Source organism: Bradyrhizobium sp. Ai1a-2 (assembly GCF_000426245.1).
Taxonomy (GTDB): domain Bacteria; phylum Pseudomonadota; class Alphaproteobacteria; order Rhizobiales; family Xanthobacteraceae; genus Bradyrhizobium.
In genome coordinates this window covers 26,057-41,847 of sequence record NZ_AUEZ01000034.1, presented here as the reverse complement: position 1 = coordinate 41,847, position 15,791 = coordinate 26,057, and the positions used below count along the sequence as shown (strand labels likewise).

Genomic DNA, 15,791 nt, shown 5'->3' with positions numbered 1-15,791 from the left:
GGGCCTGCCTGTCTACCGGTTCGGGCATGATCCTCGAAAAACCGGAAACCGAGTTGCGCTCACGCGGCCCTCGGGGTCCGGATCATGCCCTAGTGCAGGAGCGTCTTCGCCTTCGACCGAGTTAATCCTTCCGCAAAAGACACCGCCGTGTCCAGACCTCTGCCGCTGCCGAGCGCCACCACGGCCGGCCGGCTGCGCGCGAGCAGCGCACGGGCGGCATCGCGGGTCGAGTCGACGCTTACCGAATCGATCCGACCGACCAGTTCGTCCACCGTCAGCGGCCTGCCATAGGCTAGCACATGCCGTGCCAACTGCTCGGCACGGGAGGAACAGCTCTCCAGCGCCATCAACAGCCCTGCCTTCATCTGCGCCTTGGCGCGGGCGACCTCGGCCTCGGTCAGGGTCTCCACGGCCTCGTTGATCACGTCCACGATCACTTCCATCATTTCCGGCGCATCCGACGGGTCGGTGCCGGTGTAGAGGCCAAAAAAGCCGGTATCGCTATAGGGGGCGTGGAACGTGTAGATCGAGTAGCACAGTCCCCGCTTCTCCCGCACCTCCTGGAACAGCCGCGACGACATCCCGCCGCCGAGCGTGTTCGTGAACACCTGCAGCGAGAACAGCGAGGCGTCGGTCTGCGGCACGCCTTCCAGCGCCAGCGTCAGATGCGCCTGTTCGAGATCGCGATGCACGACGCGGGAACCGCCCTTGCCGAACATCGCCGGCAGCGGCTTCGGCGCCGCCGCCGCATCGAAGCTTGCGAACTTTTGCGCAGCGTCTTCGACAATCCGCTTGTGGTCCACCGCGCCGGCAGCCGCGATCACCATATCGGGCCCGCGGTAGTGGGTTGCGAGATAGCCCCGCAGCATGTCGCGGTCGAACCCCTTCAGCGTCTTGGCGGTGCCGAGCAGGGAGCGGCCCATCGGCTGGTCGGGATAGCAGAGCTCGTTCAGGTGCTCGAACACGACGTCGTCGGGCGTATCCTGCGCCGCGCCGATTTCCTGCACGATAACGCTCTTCTCGCGCTCGAGCTCATCAGGCACGAAGGAGGGATTGGCGAGGATGTCGGCAAGCACGTCGAGCGCCAGCGATACGTCTGCCTTCATTACGCGCGCGTAGTAGGCCGTGGTCTCGGTCGAGGTGCCGGCGTTGAGATCGCCGCCCACGGCCTCGATCTCCTCGACGATCTCCCGGGAGGAACGGCGCGTCGTGCCCTTGAACGCCATGTGTTCGAGCAGGTGCGAGATCCCGTGCTCGTTCGGCTTCTCGTCGCGTCCGCCGACGCCGGCCCACACGCCGAGCGCGGCCGTCTCCAGATGCGGCATGGTGTCGGTGACGACGGTCAGTCCGGACGGCAGCTTGGTGACCTCAACGCTCATCCGGTTACTCCCTGCTTGGCGGCGCGGCTTACCGACAATACGAACTTTTCGACTTCCGCCTGATCGCTTTTCATCACCTTGAGGTGTTCGGGTTTGGTCATCAATCCATCGAGCCAGGCCGGCAATTGCGGCCGCACCCCGCAGGCGGCCTCGACCGCATCGGGGAACTTGGCCGCATGCGCGGTCGACAGCACGATATTGGGAATCCTCGAATCGGCGCTGTCGCGGTCGGCGACCGCCAGCGCCACCGCGGTGTGGGGATCCACGAGATCCCCCGCCTCGCGCCAGGCAGCGCGGATCGCGGCGGCGGTCTCGGTCTCGTCCGCCTTGCCTGCGTCGAACTCCTCGCGGATCGCAGCCAACATCGCAGCCGGCAACACGAAGCGGCCGGATTGCTTCAGCTGCTCCATCAGCCGCCGGACGCTGTCAGCGTCGCGCCGGCTCGCCTCGAACAACAGCCGCTCGAAATTCGAGGACACCTGGATGTCCATCGACGGCGAGGTCGTGGCGTGAACCTCGCGCACCTCATAGGTGCCGGTCTTCAGCGTGCGCGGCAGGATGTCGTTGACGTTGGCCGCGATACGCAAGGACCGGATCGGCAGGCCCATGCGCTTGGCGACGTAGCCAGCAAAGATGTCGCCGAAATTGCCGGTCGGCACCGTGAAGTCCACCGTCCGGGCCGGTGCGCCGAGCGCGACCGCCGAGGTGAAATAGTAGACCACCTGCGCCACGATCCGGGCCCAGTTGATCGAGTTCACGCCCGACAGCGACACGGCGTCGCGGAAACCGTGATGATTGAAAAGTCCCTTCAAGATCGCCTGGCAATCGTCAAAGGTGCCTTCGATCGCCAGCGCATGGATGTTGGCGGCGCCGGTCGTCGTCATCATCCGCCGCTGCACGTCGGAGATGCGCCCTTGCGGAAACAGCACGACGAGATCGACATTTTCGAGATTGGCAAAGGCCTCGACCGCGGCGCCACCGGTATCGCCTGATGTCGCGACCACGATCGTGGCGCGCTGTGAACGCTTCGCCAGCACATGATCCATCAGCCGCGAGATCAACTGCATCGCGACGTCCTTGAACGCCAGCGTCGGGCCGTGGAACAGCTCCAGCAGGAATTGATTCGGGCCGATCTGGTCGAGCGGCACAACGGCGGGATGGCGGAACGTCGCATAGGCTTCGTTCGCCATGCGACCGAGATCGGGATCCGAAATCTCCCCGCCCGCGAACGGCCTGATGATGTCGACCGCGACCTCCCAGTACGGCCGCCCGAAGAAGCCGGCGATGGTTTCGCGCGACAGGACCGGCCAGCTTTCGGGCACGTAGAGACCGCCGTCGCGGGCAAGCCCGGTCAGCATCACATCACAGAAACCGAGAGCCGGGGCCTCTCCCCGGGTCGAAACATACCGCGTCAAACCACCCTCCAAAGGCCTAAGCCTTTATCTTAAGCCCTTGATATTATGGAATTTATCGAGTTCTCGCTGGGCGGACTCGAAGTGCCACCATAAAGGGTTTTCTGGCCAAGGGGAAACCGCTTCTTGTGCGGCGCTGCCGCAAAGCACGGCTGGCGGGTCGGCCAGACAAACGTGCATCGTCGAGCGCGCTGAGATGCATCAATCCACCGATGGCTTACGCAACCACAGTTGCATCGTCGTTGCTTTTCGCGCCTTTCGACAGGCTGGTGGAGCAGGACCTGCCAGCAAGATTCGATCGCTCCCGATCTCTGACGCGTCGGAACCACTACCGCTTTTTCCCGTTTATGTCCGCCATCGAGGCACAACGATTACCGGCGTGGCCGACGCTCGGCCACAGGGAGGAAAGAAAGATCATGAAACGGATTCTGTTGATCGGCGCCGCGCTTCTGGTGTCGATGCTCGGGCTGACCGCATCGGCCTCGGCAAGGCTCGGCATCGCGCCAATGGCGACCACGGACGACGCGCTGATCCAGGTCAGGGGTGGACATGGACACGGACGTGGACATGGATGGGGGCACAGAGGTGGCCGCGGGCATCACTACGGCTGGTATCGCGGCCGCGGGCACCACTACGGCTGGCGCCATCGTCGCTATTACTAGGAACCAGAGCGTTTTAGGAACCAGAGCGTTTTCGAGCCCCAAGCTCCAGGAATCGCCTGTGTCGCCCTGCTGTTTCCGAATTGCCCCGGCAGAAGCGAATGCAGGTGATGGGAACGGTCGCGCCTTCGGGCGCGACCAGTTCCGCAAAATCAGCCCAAAAAATCAGCCCCAAAAAATCAACCCAACGCCATTTCGACGGCGATACGGATCAGGTCGGAATGATTCTTGGCGCCGAGCTTCTGCTTCAGAAGCGAGGTGGTGTTGGCGACGGTCTTGTAGGAGATGTTGAGCGCTGCGGCGACCTCGCCGATCTTGTCACCCCGGCCAAGCAGCCGCAGGATTTCCAGCTCGCGCGGCGACATCAGCGAGGCCGGATTGGCCTTGATGGCGGCGCCCGAAAAGGTCACGGCCTCGGCAAGATGCGGCGATATGAAATTGTCCCCTGCCGCGACCTTGCGGACAGCTTTCACGAACACCCTGGGGTCGTCGGTCTTCGAGACATAGCCCTGCGCACCCGCTTCCACCGCGCGGACCACGAAGGCCGGATCGTCATTCATGCTGAACATGATGATCTTGGCTTCCGGATCTTCCTTGCGGATCCGGCGCATCAACTCGAAGCCGGAAACGTCCGGGAGGTTGATGTCGATCACGGTGACATCGGGCTTCTTGCTGACATAGGCCCGGTGGCCCGACTTGGCGTCGGTGGCCTCCTCGATCTTCACGGAACTATCGGAGGCGAATAGGGACCTGCACCCGGACAACACGACCGGGTGGTCGTCGACTATCAATATTCTTGTGGCCAGTTTCGGCGTATCTTGCATCACTTGCATTCTGTATCGAGAACATAAATGCCCGGGAACCTGTGAAAAGGGAAAACCACCGGAGCGAATTAGAATTATCCAAATGTGGAAAAGGTTTTCGCTTCGGACGCGGTTCTTCCTTCCGCTCGGTATCATGTTCGTGGCCGCGCTCCTGGTCGGAGCGATTTCGCTACAACTCTACGTGCCGGAGCAACTGTCGGACGAAAACGCGCCAGCCGCGCGTTCGGCCAGGGCGGTCGCCAATGCGCTCGACAGCGCACTTCGGACCTCGGCCAATCCGCAAGCGACGCTGGACGCCTTCGCGCAGACGCTAGGTACGTCCGAGGCTATCCGCTTCTATCCCTACGGTGCAAGCCACCCACAGCCGCCGCTCGAGGTGCGAACTCCGATCGGACGGGTGCCGCGATGGTTCGTGGACCTGCTTACGATACCGGAGGTGGGCGCATCGTTCCCCGTCCGGATCGAAGGAAAGCAGGTCGGCGAGATCATTTTTGCGCCCGACCTGTCGGCCGATATGTTCGAGAAGTGGATCGGCTTTGTCGCGATCACATTCTCCGCAGTCGCGCTGATGCTGCTTACCGGCATTATCGCCCATTTCACCGCCGGCGCCGTGCTGCGCCCCTTGCAGGACCTCGGCCAAGGCCTCACCCGCATGCGCGGGGGCGACTATAAGCAGTTCATTCGCCCGTCGGGTCCGCCCGAGATCCGCCGAAGCGCGGAGGAAGCCAACGAACTTGCCCGTACGCTTTGCCGGCTGAGCCAGGACAATCGAGGTTTGCTGCGCCGGATCGTCTCGCTGCAGGACGACGAGCGGCAAGACATGGCGCGCGAGCTGCACGACGAGCTCGGACCGCTATTGTTCGGCATTCGCGCCAAGGCGGTCGCACTGCTCGAATCGATCCCGCATGGCAACCTGGAGCTTGCGGCCTCCGCCGACGGCATCCTGCAATCGGTCGAAGCGCTGCAGCAGGCCAACCGCCGCATCCTCGACCGGCTGCGGCCGCTCTACATCCAGGAGTTGGGGCTGGAGAAGAGCATCGAGACCTTGTTGCAGTATGCCCGCACGCAAGCACCCAGGCTCAAGCTTGTCTCGCATATCGACGGCAGGCTGAACGCGATCGAGGGGCTGCTTACGCAGACCGTCTATCGTGTGATCCAGGAGAGCATCACCAACGTCATGCGCCATGCCCGCGCCGGTTCGGTCACAGTGGAGGCTTCGATGAAGACGGCGGAGCTGATCGTGGAGGTATCCGACGACGGTATCGGCTTTCCCAAGGATTGTGTTTTCGGCCGCGGCCTGACCGGGATGCAGGAACGAGCCCGCGCGCTCAGCGGCACGCTCGACCTGGTGCGCGAAAACGGATGGACCATCGTTCGTTGCCGCCTGCCGGTCGGGGGCGGCGCGCTTGGCTGATCGGTCGTCGCCTGGGGTGGAGCGAAACACGTAACCCGAAATACGGTATTGCGGTATCTACGCGCGACGCTGGCCGCGCATCCACAATGCAAACGCGATCAACACCGCCACGGCGAGCGTGAACCAGGTGATGGCGTATTGCATGTGGTCGTCCTTGAGATTGACCTTCAGCGGTCCCGGCTTGGGAATGCCGCTGTCGGGCACGGGCGACTCGAGATCGATGTAGAAGGGCGCGACTGTCTTGCCGCCCTCGCCCCAGCCGAGCGCGCTCGCCATCGCGAAATGATTGCGGACGAACCACAGGCGTTTTGCCGGATCTTCCTTCGGCGTCAGCGAGCCGCCGGCCTCGGGAAAGCGGAGATAGCCGGTCAGCTTGACCGGCTCGCCCGTGATCAGCGGCGCAACCGCGCGATCCTCCTGGGCGCGATCCTGCATCGTGTTCTGCACGAAGCCCGCATTGACCACGACGGTCTCGCCATCAGGCAGGCGCGCCGGGAGAAACGCCCAGGTGCCGGGACCGGAAATGTCGTCGCGAACCGCGGAGCCGGAGCTGAACACCATCGCATCCGGCAGCTTCGCATAGGTCGCTGTGAAAGTGACTCGGCGGAATTCGTCGCTCACTGGGCGTAGCGCGGTCCATTGCGAAGGCTGCGGCAGCGCCTCGGGCGCCGCCGCCAGGCGCTCGTTGAGGGCCGCGATCAGCGCATGCTTCTCGACCCGGCGCTGCAATTGCCAGATCCCGAGGCCCGCGAACACCACCACCAGGATCAACGTGAAAATGCCGAAGCCGGCGGCACCGCGCCGGGACGAGGATGCTGCGGTCATTTTCGCTCGCGCTTGATCAACCGGCCCTCCGCCGCCTTGTGGTGGAACTGGAGTGCGATCAGAAGCGATTTCATCGAACGCAGCGGCAGCAAGGTGGTGACGACGATCAACGGCAGCCAGAGCACCGCATGCACCCAGAACGGCGGCTGGTACTTGACCTCGACGATCAGCGCGCAGGCGACGACGATCGCGCCGGCCAGCATGATGATGAAGATCGCCGGCCCGTCACCGGAATCGATGAAGGCATAATCCAGACCGCAACTCTCGCAGCGTGGCGCGAGCGTGAGGAAGCCCGCATAGAGCTTGCCCTTGCCGCAGCGCGGACAGCGGCAGGCGATGCCGCGGAGCGCGCTCTCGGTGACCGTCGGGGGAGTGTCGTCTGGCATCAAGTGGTTCAGTCTTCGCTTACAGAAAACAAAAGGGCGGCCAATCTGGCCGCCCCCTTGTAGCACGTCATGGAGAGCTAGTGCGCGGCATGCGCCATGGTTTCGGCGCCGCGGCCCCAGACGTAGATGCAGATGAACAGGAATAGCCAGACCACGTCGACGAAGTGCCAGTACCAGGCGGCGAACTCGAAGCCGAGGTGCTGCTTCGGCGTGAAATGGCCGGCATAGACGCGGAACAGGCAGACCAGGAGGAAGATGGTGCCGATGATCACGTGGGCGCCGTGGAAGCCGGTCGCCATGAAGAAGACGGAGCCGTAGACATTGCCGGCGAACGAGAACGTGGCATGGGCGTATTCGTAGGCCTGCACGCAGGTGAAGGCGGCGCCGAGCAGCACGGTGAGGATCAGGCCGTATTTGAGGCCCTGACGGTCGTTCTCCAGGAGCGCATGGTGGGCCCAGGTCACCGTGGTGCCGGAGGTGAGCAGCAGCAGCGTGTTAAGCAGCGGCAGGTGCCAGGGATCGAAGGTCTCGATGCCGTGCGGCGGCCAGGTGCCCGGCACAGCGCAGGCGCCCATCTGGGTGCCGGGACCGCAGCCGAACACTGCGTCGCGGGTGGCGTGGACGGCATCGGCCGGGAACAACGCGGCGTTGAAGAACGCCCAAAACCAGGCGACGAAGAACATCACCTCGGAGGCGATGAACAGGATCATGCCATAGCGATGATGGAGCTGCACGACGCGGGTGTGGTCGCCCCTGTACTGGGCCTCGCGAATCACGTCACCCCACCAGCTCGCCATGGTGTAGAGCACGCCGATCACGCCGATGCCGAACACGATCGGCGCGCCCGTGAACATGTGGTGCATCCAGCCGATCGCGCCGAAGCACATGATGAAGGCCGAGATCGAGCCGACCACCGGCCAGGGGCTGGGATCGACGAGGTGGTAATCGTGATGCTTGACGTGCGCCTCAGCCATTGCAGTCTCTCCGTTCGCGTGCCGTCAGGCACGTATTCGTCTCAGAAATTCAAAGATTGCCCTTGCGCCTGTCGCCCTCGCCGGAAGCCACTGGCTTCGGCACCGGATCGCGCACGGAATAGAAAGTGTAGGACAGGGTGATCGATTTCAGAGTGTCGTTCTCGTGGTCGGCGGCCAGCGCCGGATCGACATAGAACACGACAGGCATCTCGCGCTTCTCACCCGGCGCCATGGTCTGCTCGGTGAAGCAGAAGCAGTTGATCTTCTGGAAATAGGACCCGATCGTCAGCGGCGCGACATTGTAGGCCGCCTGGGCCGTCGTGGTCCGCGCCGACTGGTTGGTCACGGTGTAGAAGACAGTGACGACTTCGCCGATCCTGACGTCGATCGCGTTCTGCTCGGGCTCGAACTTCCAGGGCAGGCCCGGCGCGACATTGGCATCGAACCGGACCTCGATCTTGCGGGCGAGCGGCCCCTCCGCCGGCGCGGAGGTCGCGACCTGGGTGGTGCCGTTGAAGCCGGTGGCGCGGCAGAACCAGTTGTAGAAGGGCACGGCGGCGTAGGATGCGCCGACCATCAGCACGACGACGAGACCACAGATCGAGGCAACCAGCGCGTCACGCGTCAGCGTGCGACGCGAAGCCTTTTGGCTCGTGCCGGGCTGCTTGGGCGTGGTGGTCTCTTGCGCCATCTCGATCACATCTCAGATCGGCCGCACCAGCACGGCCGGCCCCTTGACCAGGGTGACCGCGAAGAACAGCAGGACCAGCACGCCGAGCGCGAGCGCAATGGCGATCGAGCGATGGCGGCGGCTCCTGAGCTGCGCCTCGGTGAGGACAATTCCTTCTTGCTCGCGTTTGTCATCCATTGCGTGCTCATGCGCTCCCTACCCGACCCATGATGCAACGGTGCGGAAGGCCACCTCGATCAGCAAGGTCGCGAACAGCGCGAACAAATAAAAAATGGAGAAAGCAAACAATTTGCGGCAGGCGCGATTGGCTTCCTTGCCCTCGCGGTGGCGATAGACGTCAACCGCGAGCCACAGCATGCCCGTCCCGAGCAGGAGCGACGCCACGCCATAGACCGCATCGAAATAGCCGAGCGGCCACGGCGCCACCGCGATCGCAACGAGCACGATCGTGTAAAGCAGGATCTGCAGCCGTGTCGCGTCCGGGCCGGCGACCACCGGCAGCATCGGCACGCCGGCGCGGGCGTAGTCGTCGCTGCGGAACAGCGCCAGCGCCCAGAAATGCGGTGGGGTCCAGAAGAAGATGATCAGGAACAACAGCACGGGCTCGACCGACAGCGAGCCGGTTGCCGCGGCCCAGGCCACCACCGGCGGCAGCGCGCCGGCGGCGCCGCCGATCACGATGTTCTGCGCGGTCCACCGCTTCAGCCACATCGTGTAGACCACCACGTAGAAGAAGATCGTGAAGGCCAGCAGCGCGCCCGCGACCCAGTTGACGAGGATGCCGAGCGTCATCACCGAGAAGAACGCGAGCGTGAGGCCGAAGGCCGTGGCTTCTCCACTTGTGATGCGGCCGCGCGGGATCGGCCGGTTAGCGGTGCGGGTCATCAGCGCGTCGATATCGCCTTCATAGGCCATGTTCAGCGCGCCGGAGGCGCCGGCCCCGACGGCGATGCAGAGGATCGAGGTGAAGGCCAGCACCGGGTGGACGTGCCCCGGCGCGATCATCAGGCCGACCAGCGCGGTGAAGATCACCAGCGACATCACCCGCGGCTTCAGAAGCGCGATGTAGTCGCCGACCTCGGCCTCGGAGATCCGCGGCAACTCGATGGCGTTGTGATCGACAACCGACACGATGGTCCCGTTCCTCTAGATCAAACAGAGAGCGCGACGCGCCCATGACGGGCGCGTCGCTGTTTCCTTTATTGCACGCGCGGCAGCACTTCGAACTGGTGGAAGGGCGGCGGCGAGGACAGCGTCCATTCCAGCGTGGTCGCGCCGGCGCCCCACGGATTGGCGGCCGCCTGCTCCTTGCGGACGAAGGCATCGATCACGCCGTAGATGAAGATCAGCACGCCGAAGCCGGAGATGTAGGAGCCGATCGAGGACACCAGGTTCCAGCCCGCGAACGCGTCGGGATAGTCGACGTAGCGGCGCGGCATGCCGGAGAGACCGAGGAAGTGCTGCGGGAAGAACACCAGGTTCACGCCGATGAAGGTGAACCAGAAGTGCAGCTTGCCGATGGTCTCGCTGTACATGTAGCCGAACATCTTCGGGAACCAGTAGTACCAGCCTGCGAAGATGCCGAACACGGCGCCCAGCGACAGCACGTAGTGAAAGTGCGCCACCACGTAGTAGGTGTCCTGCAGCACGCGGTCGACGCCGGCATTCGCCAGCACGACGCCGGTGACGCCGCCGACCGTGAACAGGAAGATGAAGCCGATCGCCCAGATCATCGGCACCTTGAACTCGATCGAGCCGCCCCACATGGTCGCGATCCAGGAGAAGATCTTCACGCCGGTCGGCACCGCGATCACCATGGTGGCGGCGACGAAGTAGGCCTGCGTCGCGCTGGACATGCCGACCGTGTACATGTGGTGCGCCCACACCACGAAGCCGATGCCGCCGATCGCGACCATCGCGTAGGCCATGCCGAGATAGCCGAACACCGGCTTGCGCGAGAAAGTCGAGACGATCTGGCTGATCATGCCGAAAGCCGGCAGGATCAGGATGTACACTTCGGGATGGCCGAAGAACCAGAACAGGTGCTGGAACAGCACCGGGTCGCCGCCAGCGTCGGGGGCGAAGAAGGCGGTGCCGAAGTTGCGGTCGGTGAGCAGCATGGTGATGGCGCCGGCGAGCACCGGCAGCGACAGCAAGAGCAGGAACACCGTCACCAGGATCGACCACACGAACAGCGGCATCTTGTGCAGCGTCATGCCCGGCGCACGCATGTTGAAGATCGTGGTGATGAAGTTGATCGCGCCCAGGATCGACGAGGCACCGGCGAGATGCAGCGACAGGATCGCGAAATCGACCGCCGGCCCCGGATGGCCCGAGGTCGACAGCGGCGCGTAGATGGTCCAGCCGGCACCGACGCCGTTGGCGCCCGGCTCGCCCTCGACGAAAGTCGAGATCAGGAGCAGCGCGAAAGAGGCCGGCAGCAGCCAGAACGAGATGTTGTTCATGCGCGGGAACGCCATGTCGGGCGCGCCGATCATCAGCGGCACGAACCAGTTGCCGAACCCGCCGATCATCGCCGGCATGACCATGAAGAAGATCATGATCAGGCCGTGCGAGGTCACGAACACGTTGTAGGTGTGGGACTCGTGGAAGATCTGCACGCCCGGATACATCAGCTCGGCGCGGATCGCGATCGACATCGCAGCCCCGATGATGCCCGCGATAACCGCGAAGATAAGGTACATCGTGCCGATGTCCTTATGGTTCGTGGAGTAGAGATAGCGGCGCCATCCGGTCGGATGGCCGTGATCATCATGGGCGTGATCGTGTGTCGCTGCGCCTGTTGCCATGTCCTAGATCCTTAAGCCAATTCCCTTTTGGACCTTTGCGGTCCCATCGCCCTTGTTCCGATGCGCGAAGCCCGCCCCTCGGGCTTGCAGCCTTACTGCGCCGCCTGACCAGCCGAGGCGTATGAATTCGCCGGGTTGCTGGCAAACTTCTTCTTCGCGGCGTCCACCCAGCTGGCGAATTCCTGATCGTCCACAACCCGCACCGCGATCGGCATGAACGCATGATCCTTGCCGCACAGTTCGGAGCACTGGCCGTAATACATGCCGGTCTTGGTGGCCTTGAACCAGGTCTCGTTGAGACGGCCCGGGATCGAGTCGATCTTGATGCCGAAGGCCGGCACCGCAAACGAGTGGATAACGTCCGCGCCGGTGGTCTGGATCCGGATCACCTTGTTGACCGGCACCACCATCTCATTGTCGACGCCGAGCAGCCGCGGCTGCTTGTCCTGGGCAAGCAGCGAGTCGAACTCGAACTTGCCGTTATCCGGGTAGGCGTAGGACCAATACCACTGCTTGCCCGTGACCTTCACGGTCAGGTCCGACTTCGGCACGTCGAGCTGCAGGAACAGGAGGCGGAACGACGGCACCGCGATGGAGACGAGGATCAGCACCGGAACCAGCGTCCAGGCCACCTCGATCAGGGTGTTGTGGGTGGTCCTGGAGGGGACCGGATTGGCGCGCGCGTTGAACTTCATCACCACGATGACGAGCAGCGCCAGCACGAACAGCGTGATCGCAGTGATCACCACCAGCAGGAAGTTATGAAACCAGACGATGTTCTCCATCACCGGGGAGCCCGCCTGCTGCAGCGTGACTTCCCACGGCGCCGGCTGCCCCAATTCAGCGAATGCCGTCCCGCCGGCCGCAAGCGCCATGCCTGCTACCGCACCCCCCAGCAACCGCCGGCCCAACAGGCCCATCGACATCCTCATGCCGCTCGCGCTCCCTTTGATTTATCCCCTTAGCACCGCCGCCATACGGCGAAGATGCAGCACGATCCGCCCTGACAAACGGCCTGCCGGACGCACCTTCGGAAAGTACGGGGCCAGATCGTTAGAACGCGTCGAAATCTAGCCTCTCAAACCATAATTCGCAGGCGCTCGCAATGCAGTAGTAGGGCCCCAAGCCATGCGTCATCGGCTATTCCCGTGATGTGACATTTTCTCGATAAATCAGGCAATAGCGCCACTCCTGCGGGCGAGCCGGCTTGACAGGGCGATTGCTGGATGTACCCCAAGCTGGGCGCTCCGCAGGAACCTGATTCGCGCGAAGAGCCCCACCGCGGCGCGAGATTTGCTTGAAGATCGCCTTCAAGGCGCCGTCATTGCGGTATCAGTCGTTTTGCGTGCCGCCGGCTGCAGGGCAATGCACCGGCCCTTGGCCGGGGAAACCCGAGCCGGCATGGCCGGACATCAAAGGATCGACCCGGATGGGCGCTTCGAAACATCACAGCGGACGTAGCTGGAGTGCCATCAACTGGCTGGGCGGCCTGCTGGCGCTCACGTTCATGTCGGGCCTGCCCCAGGCCGCCCACGCCCAGGGCGCCGTGCGCTCGGTCCATGGCGACTGGCAGATCCGTTGCGACACCCCGCCGGGCGCCCAGAGCGAGCAATGCGCCCTGATCCAGAGCGTGGTCGCCGAGGACCGCTCCAATGCCGGCCTGACCGTGATCGTGCTGAAGACCGCCGACCAGAAAAGCCGCCTGATGCGGGTTGTCGCGCCGCTGGGCGTCCTGCTCCCCTCCGGCCTCGGCCTGAAGCTCGACAACCAGGACGTCGGCCGTGCCGGTTTCGTCCGCTGCCTGCCCAACGGCTGCGTCGCCGAGGTCGTGATGGACGACAAGCTGCTTGGCCAGCTCAGGAACGCCAAGACTGCGACGTTCATCATCTTCGAGACGCCGGAAGAAGGCATCGGCTTTCCGCTGAGCCTGAACGGGCTGGCCGACGGGTATGACAAGTTGCCGTAGGCAACCTCTCCCGAATTGCTGCAACAACGCCTATCTTCAACACTGCTGTCCCGGCCAAGCCAAACATGAACGGGATGTAATCGCGTTGAATTCGGAGCCGTCATGACCAGTCCCGCCACAACCTCCCTGCTCGACCGCGCCAATCTCGACCGCGATGCCGTGCGCCGCGAGCTCGCGCGGGGGCTCCAAGGGGCGGATGACGGCGAATTGTTCCTGGAATTCGGACAGACCGAAGCCCTGGTGTTCGACAATGGGCGGCTGAAGCAGGCGACCTACGACACCAGCCAGGGGTTCGGCCTGCGCGCGGTAAAGGACGACGCGGTCGGCTATGCGCATTCCTCCGACGTGTCGCTGCCGGCGCTGATTCGCGCCGCCGACGCGGTGCATGCGGTGCGCGGCGGCTATTCCGGCAGCTTCGCCGCGGCGCCGACGCACACGAATGTGAAGCTCTACGGCGACGAGAACCCGCTGGATGCGCCGGGCTTCGAGGCCAAGGTCAAGCTGCTCGGCGAGATCGACGCCTATGTCCGCGACAAGGACCCGCGGGTGCGGCAGGTTTCCGCGAGCCTGACGGCGACGTGGCAGGTGGTGGAAATCGTCAGGCCGGACGGCGAGAGCTATCGCGACATCCGGCCGCTGGTGCGGGTCAATATTTCCGTGGTCGCGGGCCAGGGCGACCGGCAGGAGAGCGGCAGCAAGGGCTATGGTGGCCGGGAAGGTTACGCCCGTTTCATCGAGACCAAAGCCTGGCGCGATGCCGCCGACGGCGCGCTGCGCGAGGCGCTGATCAACCTCGAATCCGTACCGGCACCGGCCGGCGAGATGGACGTGGTGCTGGGCGCCGGCTGGCCCGGCGTGATGCTGCATGAGGCCGTCGGTCACGGGCTCGAAGGCGATTTCAACCGCAAGAAGACCTCGGCCTTCGCAGGCCTGATGGGGCGGCAGGTCGCGGCCAAGGGCGTCACAGTAGTCGACGACGGGACGATGGCCTCGCGCCGCGGCTCGCTCTCCATCGACGACGAGGGCACGCCGACCAACCGCACCGTGCTGATCGAGGACGGCGTCCTGGTCGGCTACATGCAGGACCGCCAGAACGCGCGGCTCATGAACATGAAGCCGACCGGCAACGGCCGACGGCAGAGCTATGCCCATGTGCCGATGCCGCGCATGACCAATACCTACATGCTGGCGGGCAAGAGCGATCCCGCGGAGATCCTCGCTTCGGTGAAGAACGGCATCTATGCCGCCAATTTCGGCGGCGGCCAGGTCGACATCACCTCGGGCAAATACGTGTTCCAGTGCACCGAGGCCTACAAGATCGAGAACGGCAAGCTCGGGGCGCCGCTGAAGGGCGCGATGCTGATCGGCAACGGGCCGACCGATCTCAACCGCATCACGATGATCGGCAACGATCTCGCGCTCGACACCGGCATCGGCACGTGCGGCAAGAACGGCCAGGGCGTGCCCGTCGGGGTCGGCCAGCCGACGCTGCGCATGGAGCGGATCACCGTAGGAGGAACCGGCTAGTGAGCAACAACGAAGTGGCGGTCAGCAAGCCGACAAGCTGGCGTTCGCAAGCAGCGCAACTCGCGGCGATCGTCGCTGTCGTGTTCCTCGCCAAGGGCGCGATCGCCGAGCCGTTCTACGTGCCGTCGGGCTCGATGGAGCCGACGCTTCTGATCGGCGATGCGCTGGTCGCGTCGAAATACCCTTACGGTTACGGCACCGCCTCGCTGCCGATCCAGATCACGCTGCCGGAGACGAGCGGCCGGCTGTTCGGCGAGCCGCCGCAGCGCGGCGACGTCGTGGTGTTCCGCTGGCCGGGCGACCGTTCGCAGGCCTGGGTCAAGCGCGTGGTCGGCCTGCCCGGCGACCGCATCCAGATGCGGCAGGGCCAGCTCTTCATCAACGACCATCCCGCGACATTGAAGCCCGACGGCATCGGCGAAGCCGAGGACGATCGCGGCAACACCGAGACCGCCTATCGTTATATCGAGACCCTGCCGAACGGCGTCAGCCACGCGATCTTCAAGATGCGCGACAACGGCCGCCTCGATAACACGCCTGAGATCACCGTGCCGCCCGGAGAGCTGTTCGTGCTCGGCGACAACAGGGACAATTCCGCCGACAGCCGCGTCTCCGTGCGCGACGGCGGCGTCGGACTGCTGCCGGTGAACAACCTGATCGGCCGCGCCGATGCAGTGGTGGGCTCCTGGGACATGGGCATGCGCAGCCAGCCGGTCTGGACCTGGCCGTCGGGATTTCGATTCGCGCGGTTCTTTACCTCGGTGCATTGATCCGTCGACCCTCATGGTGAGGAGGCGCCAACGGGTCCGCGCGAAGCGCGGCCCGATGACAGGCTCCGCGCCGTCTCGGACGACGCTTCGCATCGCCTAGCTCGCCTGCGGCCCATCCCCCGTGACGCCGCTTCGCGGCTCCTCGGGATGAGGG

At 64.3% G+C, this 15,791-nt stretch carries 16 protein-coding genes; 5 read left to right on the top strand and 11 right to left on the bottom strand.

The features are described from left to right. Positions 1 to 89: 89 nt before the first annotated feature. The gene (locus tag K288_RS0121555; protein ID WP_027581438.1) at positions 90 to 1,379 is read right to left on the bottom strand and encodes a pitrilysin family protein; all 1,290 of its coding nucleotides are present in this window, start codon (positions 1,377 to 1,379) and stop codon (positions 90 to 92) included. After that, positions 1,376 to 2,794: a threonine synthase gene (gene thrC, locus K288_RS0121550; protein WP_027581437.1), complete on the bottom strand. Its 1,419-nt coding sequence runs from the start codon at positions 2,792 to 2,794 to the stop codon at positions 1,376 to 1,378. The genes K288_RS0121555 and thrC overlap by 4 nt, the downstream gene beginning before the upstream one ends. A gap of 413 nt (positions 2,795 to 3,207) precedes the next feature. On the opposite strand from thrC, the gene K288_RS50200 reads away from it, so the two are divergent. Next, positions 3,208 to 3,453, top strand: coding sequence for a hypothetical protein (locus K288_RS50200; protein ID WP_064737343.1), 246 nt, complete (start codon positions 3,208 to 3,210; stop codon positions 3,451 to 3,453). A 176-nt stretch (positions 3,454 to 3,629) separates the two neighbouring features. Here the strand turns inward: K288_RS50200 and K288_RS0121540 are convergent, their stop codons facing one another. After that, positions 3,630 to 4,274, bottom strand: a complete 645-nt coding sequence (locus K288_RS0121540) for a response regulator transcription factor (protein ID WP_027581436.1) — start codon at positions 4,272 to 4,274, stop codon at positions 3,630 to 3,632. An 82-nt stretch (positions 4,275 to 4,356) separates the two neighbouring features. On the opposite strand from K288_RS0121540, the gene K288_RS0121535 reads away from it, so the two are divergent. Beyond that, the gene (locus K288_RS0121535; protein ID WP_027581435.1) at positions 4,357 to 5,688 is read left to right on the top strand and encodes a histidine kinase; all 1,332 of its coding nucleotides are present in this window, start codon (positions 4,357 to 4,359) and stop codon (positions 5,686 to 5,688) included. A gap of 57 nt (positions 5,689 to 5,745) precedes the next feature. Here K288_RS0121535 and K288_RS0121530 read toward each other — a convergent pair whose 3' ends face one another. The 8 genes from K288_RS0121530 to coxB form a co-directional block, all read right to left on the bottom strand. Further along, positions 5,746 to 6,513 (bottom strand): SURF1 family cytochrome oxidase biogenesis protein, encoded by a 768-nt coding sequence (locus K288_RS0121530; RefSeq protein WP_027581434.1) that lies wholly within the window; start codon positions 6,511 to 6,513, stop codon positions 5,746 to 5,748. Then, complete coding sequence (locus K288_RS0121525) at positions 6,510 to 6,899, bottom strand: DUF983 domain-containing protein (RefSeq protein WP_027581433.1); 390 nt, start codon at positions 6,897 to 6,899, stop codon at positions 6,510 to 6,512. Before K288_RS0121525 ends, K288_RS0121530 begins: the two co-directional genes overlap by 4 nt. Before the next feature lie 77 nt (positions 6,900 to 6,976). Further along, positions 6,977 to 7,873, bottom strand: a complete 897-nt coding sequence (locus K288_RS0121520) for a cytochrome c oxidase subunit 3 (protein ID WP_027581432.1) — start codon at positions 7,871 to 7,873, stop codon at positions 6,977 to 6,979. Between the two features lie 49 nt (positions 7,874 to 7,922). Next, positions 7,923 to 8,564, bottom strand: coding sequence for a cytochrome c oxidase assembly protein (locus tag K288_RS0121515; protein ID WP_027581431.1), 642 nt, complete (start codon positions 8,562 to 8,564; stop codon positions 7,923 to 7,925). 12 nt (positions 8,565 to 8,576) lie between these two features. Then, complete coding sequence (locus K288_RS0121510) at positions 8,577 to 8,741, bottom strand: hypothetical protein (RefSeq protein WP_027581430.1); 165 nt, start codon at positions 8,739 to 8,741, stop codon at positions 8,577 to 8,579. A gap of 18 nt (positions 8,742 to 8,759) precedes the next feature. Next, positions 8,760 to 9,695, bottom strand: coding sequence for a heme o synthase (locus tag K288_RS0121505; protein ID WP_027581429.1), 936 nt, complete (start codon positions 9,693 to 9,695; stop codon positions 8,760 to 8,762). Between the two features lie 68 nt (positions 9,696 to 9,763). Next, the gene (ctaD, locus tag K288_RS0121500) at positions 9,764 to 11,374 is read right to left on the bottom strand and encodes a cytochrome c oxidase subunit I (protein WP_027581428.1); all 1,611 of its coding nucleotides are present in this window, start codon (positions 11,372 to 11,374) and stop codon (positions 9,764 to 9,766) included. A gap of 92 nt (positions 11,375 to 11,466) precedes the next feature. Beyond that, positions 11,467 to 12,306 (bottom strand): cytochrome c oxidase subunit II, encoded by an 840-nt coding sequence (gene coxB, locus K288_RS0121495; RefSeq protein WP_027581427.1) that lies wholly within the window; start codon positions 12,304 to 12,306, stop codon positions 11,467 to 11,469. 575 nt (positions 12,307 to 12,881) lie between these two features. On the opposite strand from coxB, the gene K288_RS0121485 reads away from it, so the two are divergent. The 3 genes from K288_RS0121485 (at position 12,882) to lepB (ending at position 15,637) form a co-directional block, all read left to right on the top strand. Further along, entirely contained in the window at positions 12,882 to 13,340 is a 459-nt protein-coding gene (locus K288_RS0121485) for an invasion associated locus B family protein (protein ID WP_244443201.1), read from the top strand. Between the two features lie 102 nt (positions 13,341 to 13,442). Further along, complete coding sequence (gene tldD, locus K288_RS0121480) at positions 13,443 to 14,867, top strand: metalloprotease TldD (protein WP_027581425.1); 1,425 nt, start codon at positions 13,443 to 13,445, stop codon at positions 14,865 to 14,867. Continuing rightward, positions 14,867 to 15,637, top strand: a complete 771-nt coding sequence (gene lepB / locus K288_RS0121475; protein ID WP_027581424.1) for a signal peptidase I — start codon at positions 14,867 to 14,869, stop codon at positions 15,635 to 15,637. Before tldD ends, lepB begins: the two co-directional genes overlap by 1 nt. Positions 15,638 to 15,791: the final 154 nt, after the last annotated feature.

Coding starts and splice junctions, on each gene's coding strand:
- K288_RS0121555 (WP_027581438.1), bottom strand. CDS start 1,379: ATGAGCGTTGAGGTCACCAAGCTGCCGTCCGGACTGACCGTCGTCACC.
- K288_RS50200 (WP_064737343.1), top strand. CDS start 3,208: ATGAAACGGATTCTGTTGATCGGCGCCGCGCTTCTGGTGTCGATGCTC.
- K288_RS0121540 (WP_027581436.1), bottom strand. CDS start 4,274: ATGCAAGATACGCCGAAACTGGCCACAAGAATATTGATAGTCGACGAC.
- K288_RS0121535 (WP_027581435.1), top strand. CDS start 4,357: ATGTGGAAAAGGTTTTCGCTTCGGACGCGGTTCTTCCTTCCGCTCGGT.
- K288_RS0121530 (WP_027581434.1), bottom strand. CDS start 6,513: ATGACCGCAGCATCCTCGTCCCGGCGCGGTGCCGCCGGCTTCGGCATT.
- K288_RS0121525 (WP_027581433.1), bottom strand. CDS start 6,899: ATGCCAGACGACACTCCCCCGACGGTCACCGAGAGCGCGCTCCGCGGC.
- K288_RS0121520 (WP_027581432.1), bottom strand. CDS start 7,873: ATGGCTGAGGCGCACGTCAAGCATCACGATTACCACCTCGTCGATCCC.
- K288_RS0121515 (WP_027581431.1), bottom strand. CDS start 8,564: ATGGCGCAAGAGACCACCACGCCCAAGCAGCCCGGCACGAGCCAAAAG.
- K288_RS0121510 (WP_027581430.1), bottom strand. CDS start 8,741: ATGGATGACAAACGCGAGCAAGAAGGAATTGTCCTCACCGAGGCGCAG.
- ctaD (WP_027581428.1), bottom strand. CDS start 11,374: ATGGCAACAGGCGCAGCGACACACGATCACGCCCATGATGATCACGGC.
- coxB (WP_027581427.1), bottom strand. CDS start 12,306: ATGAGGATGTCGATGGGCCTGTTGGGCCGGCGGTTGCTGGGGGGTGCG.
- K288_RS0121485 (WP_244443201.1), top strand. CDS start 12,882: ATGTCGGGCCTGCCCCAGGCCGCCCACGCCCAGGGCGCCGTGCGCTCG.
- tldD (WP_027581425.1), top strand. CDS start 13,443: ATGACCAGTCCCGCCACAACCTCCCTGCTCGACCGCGCCAATCTCGAC.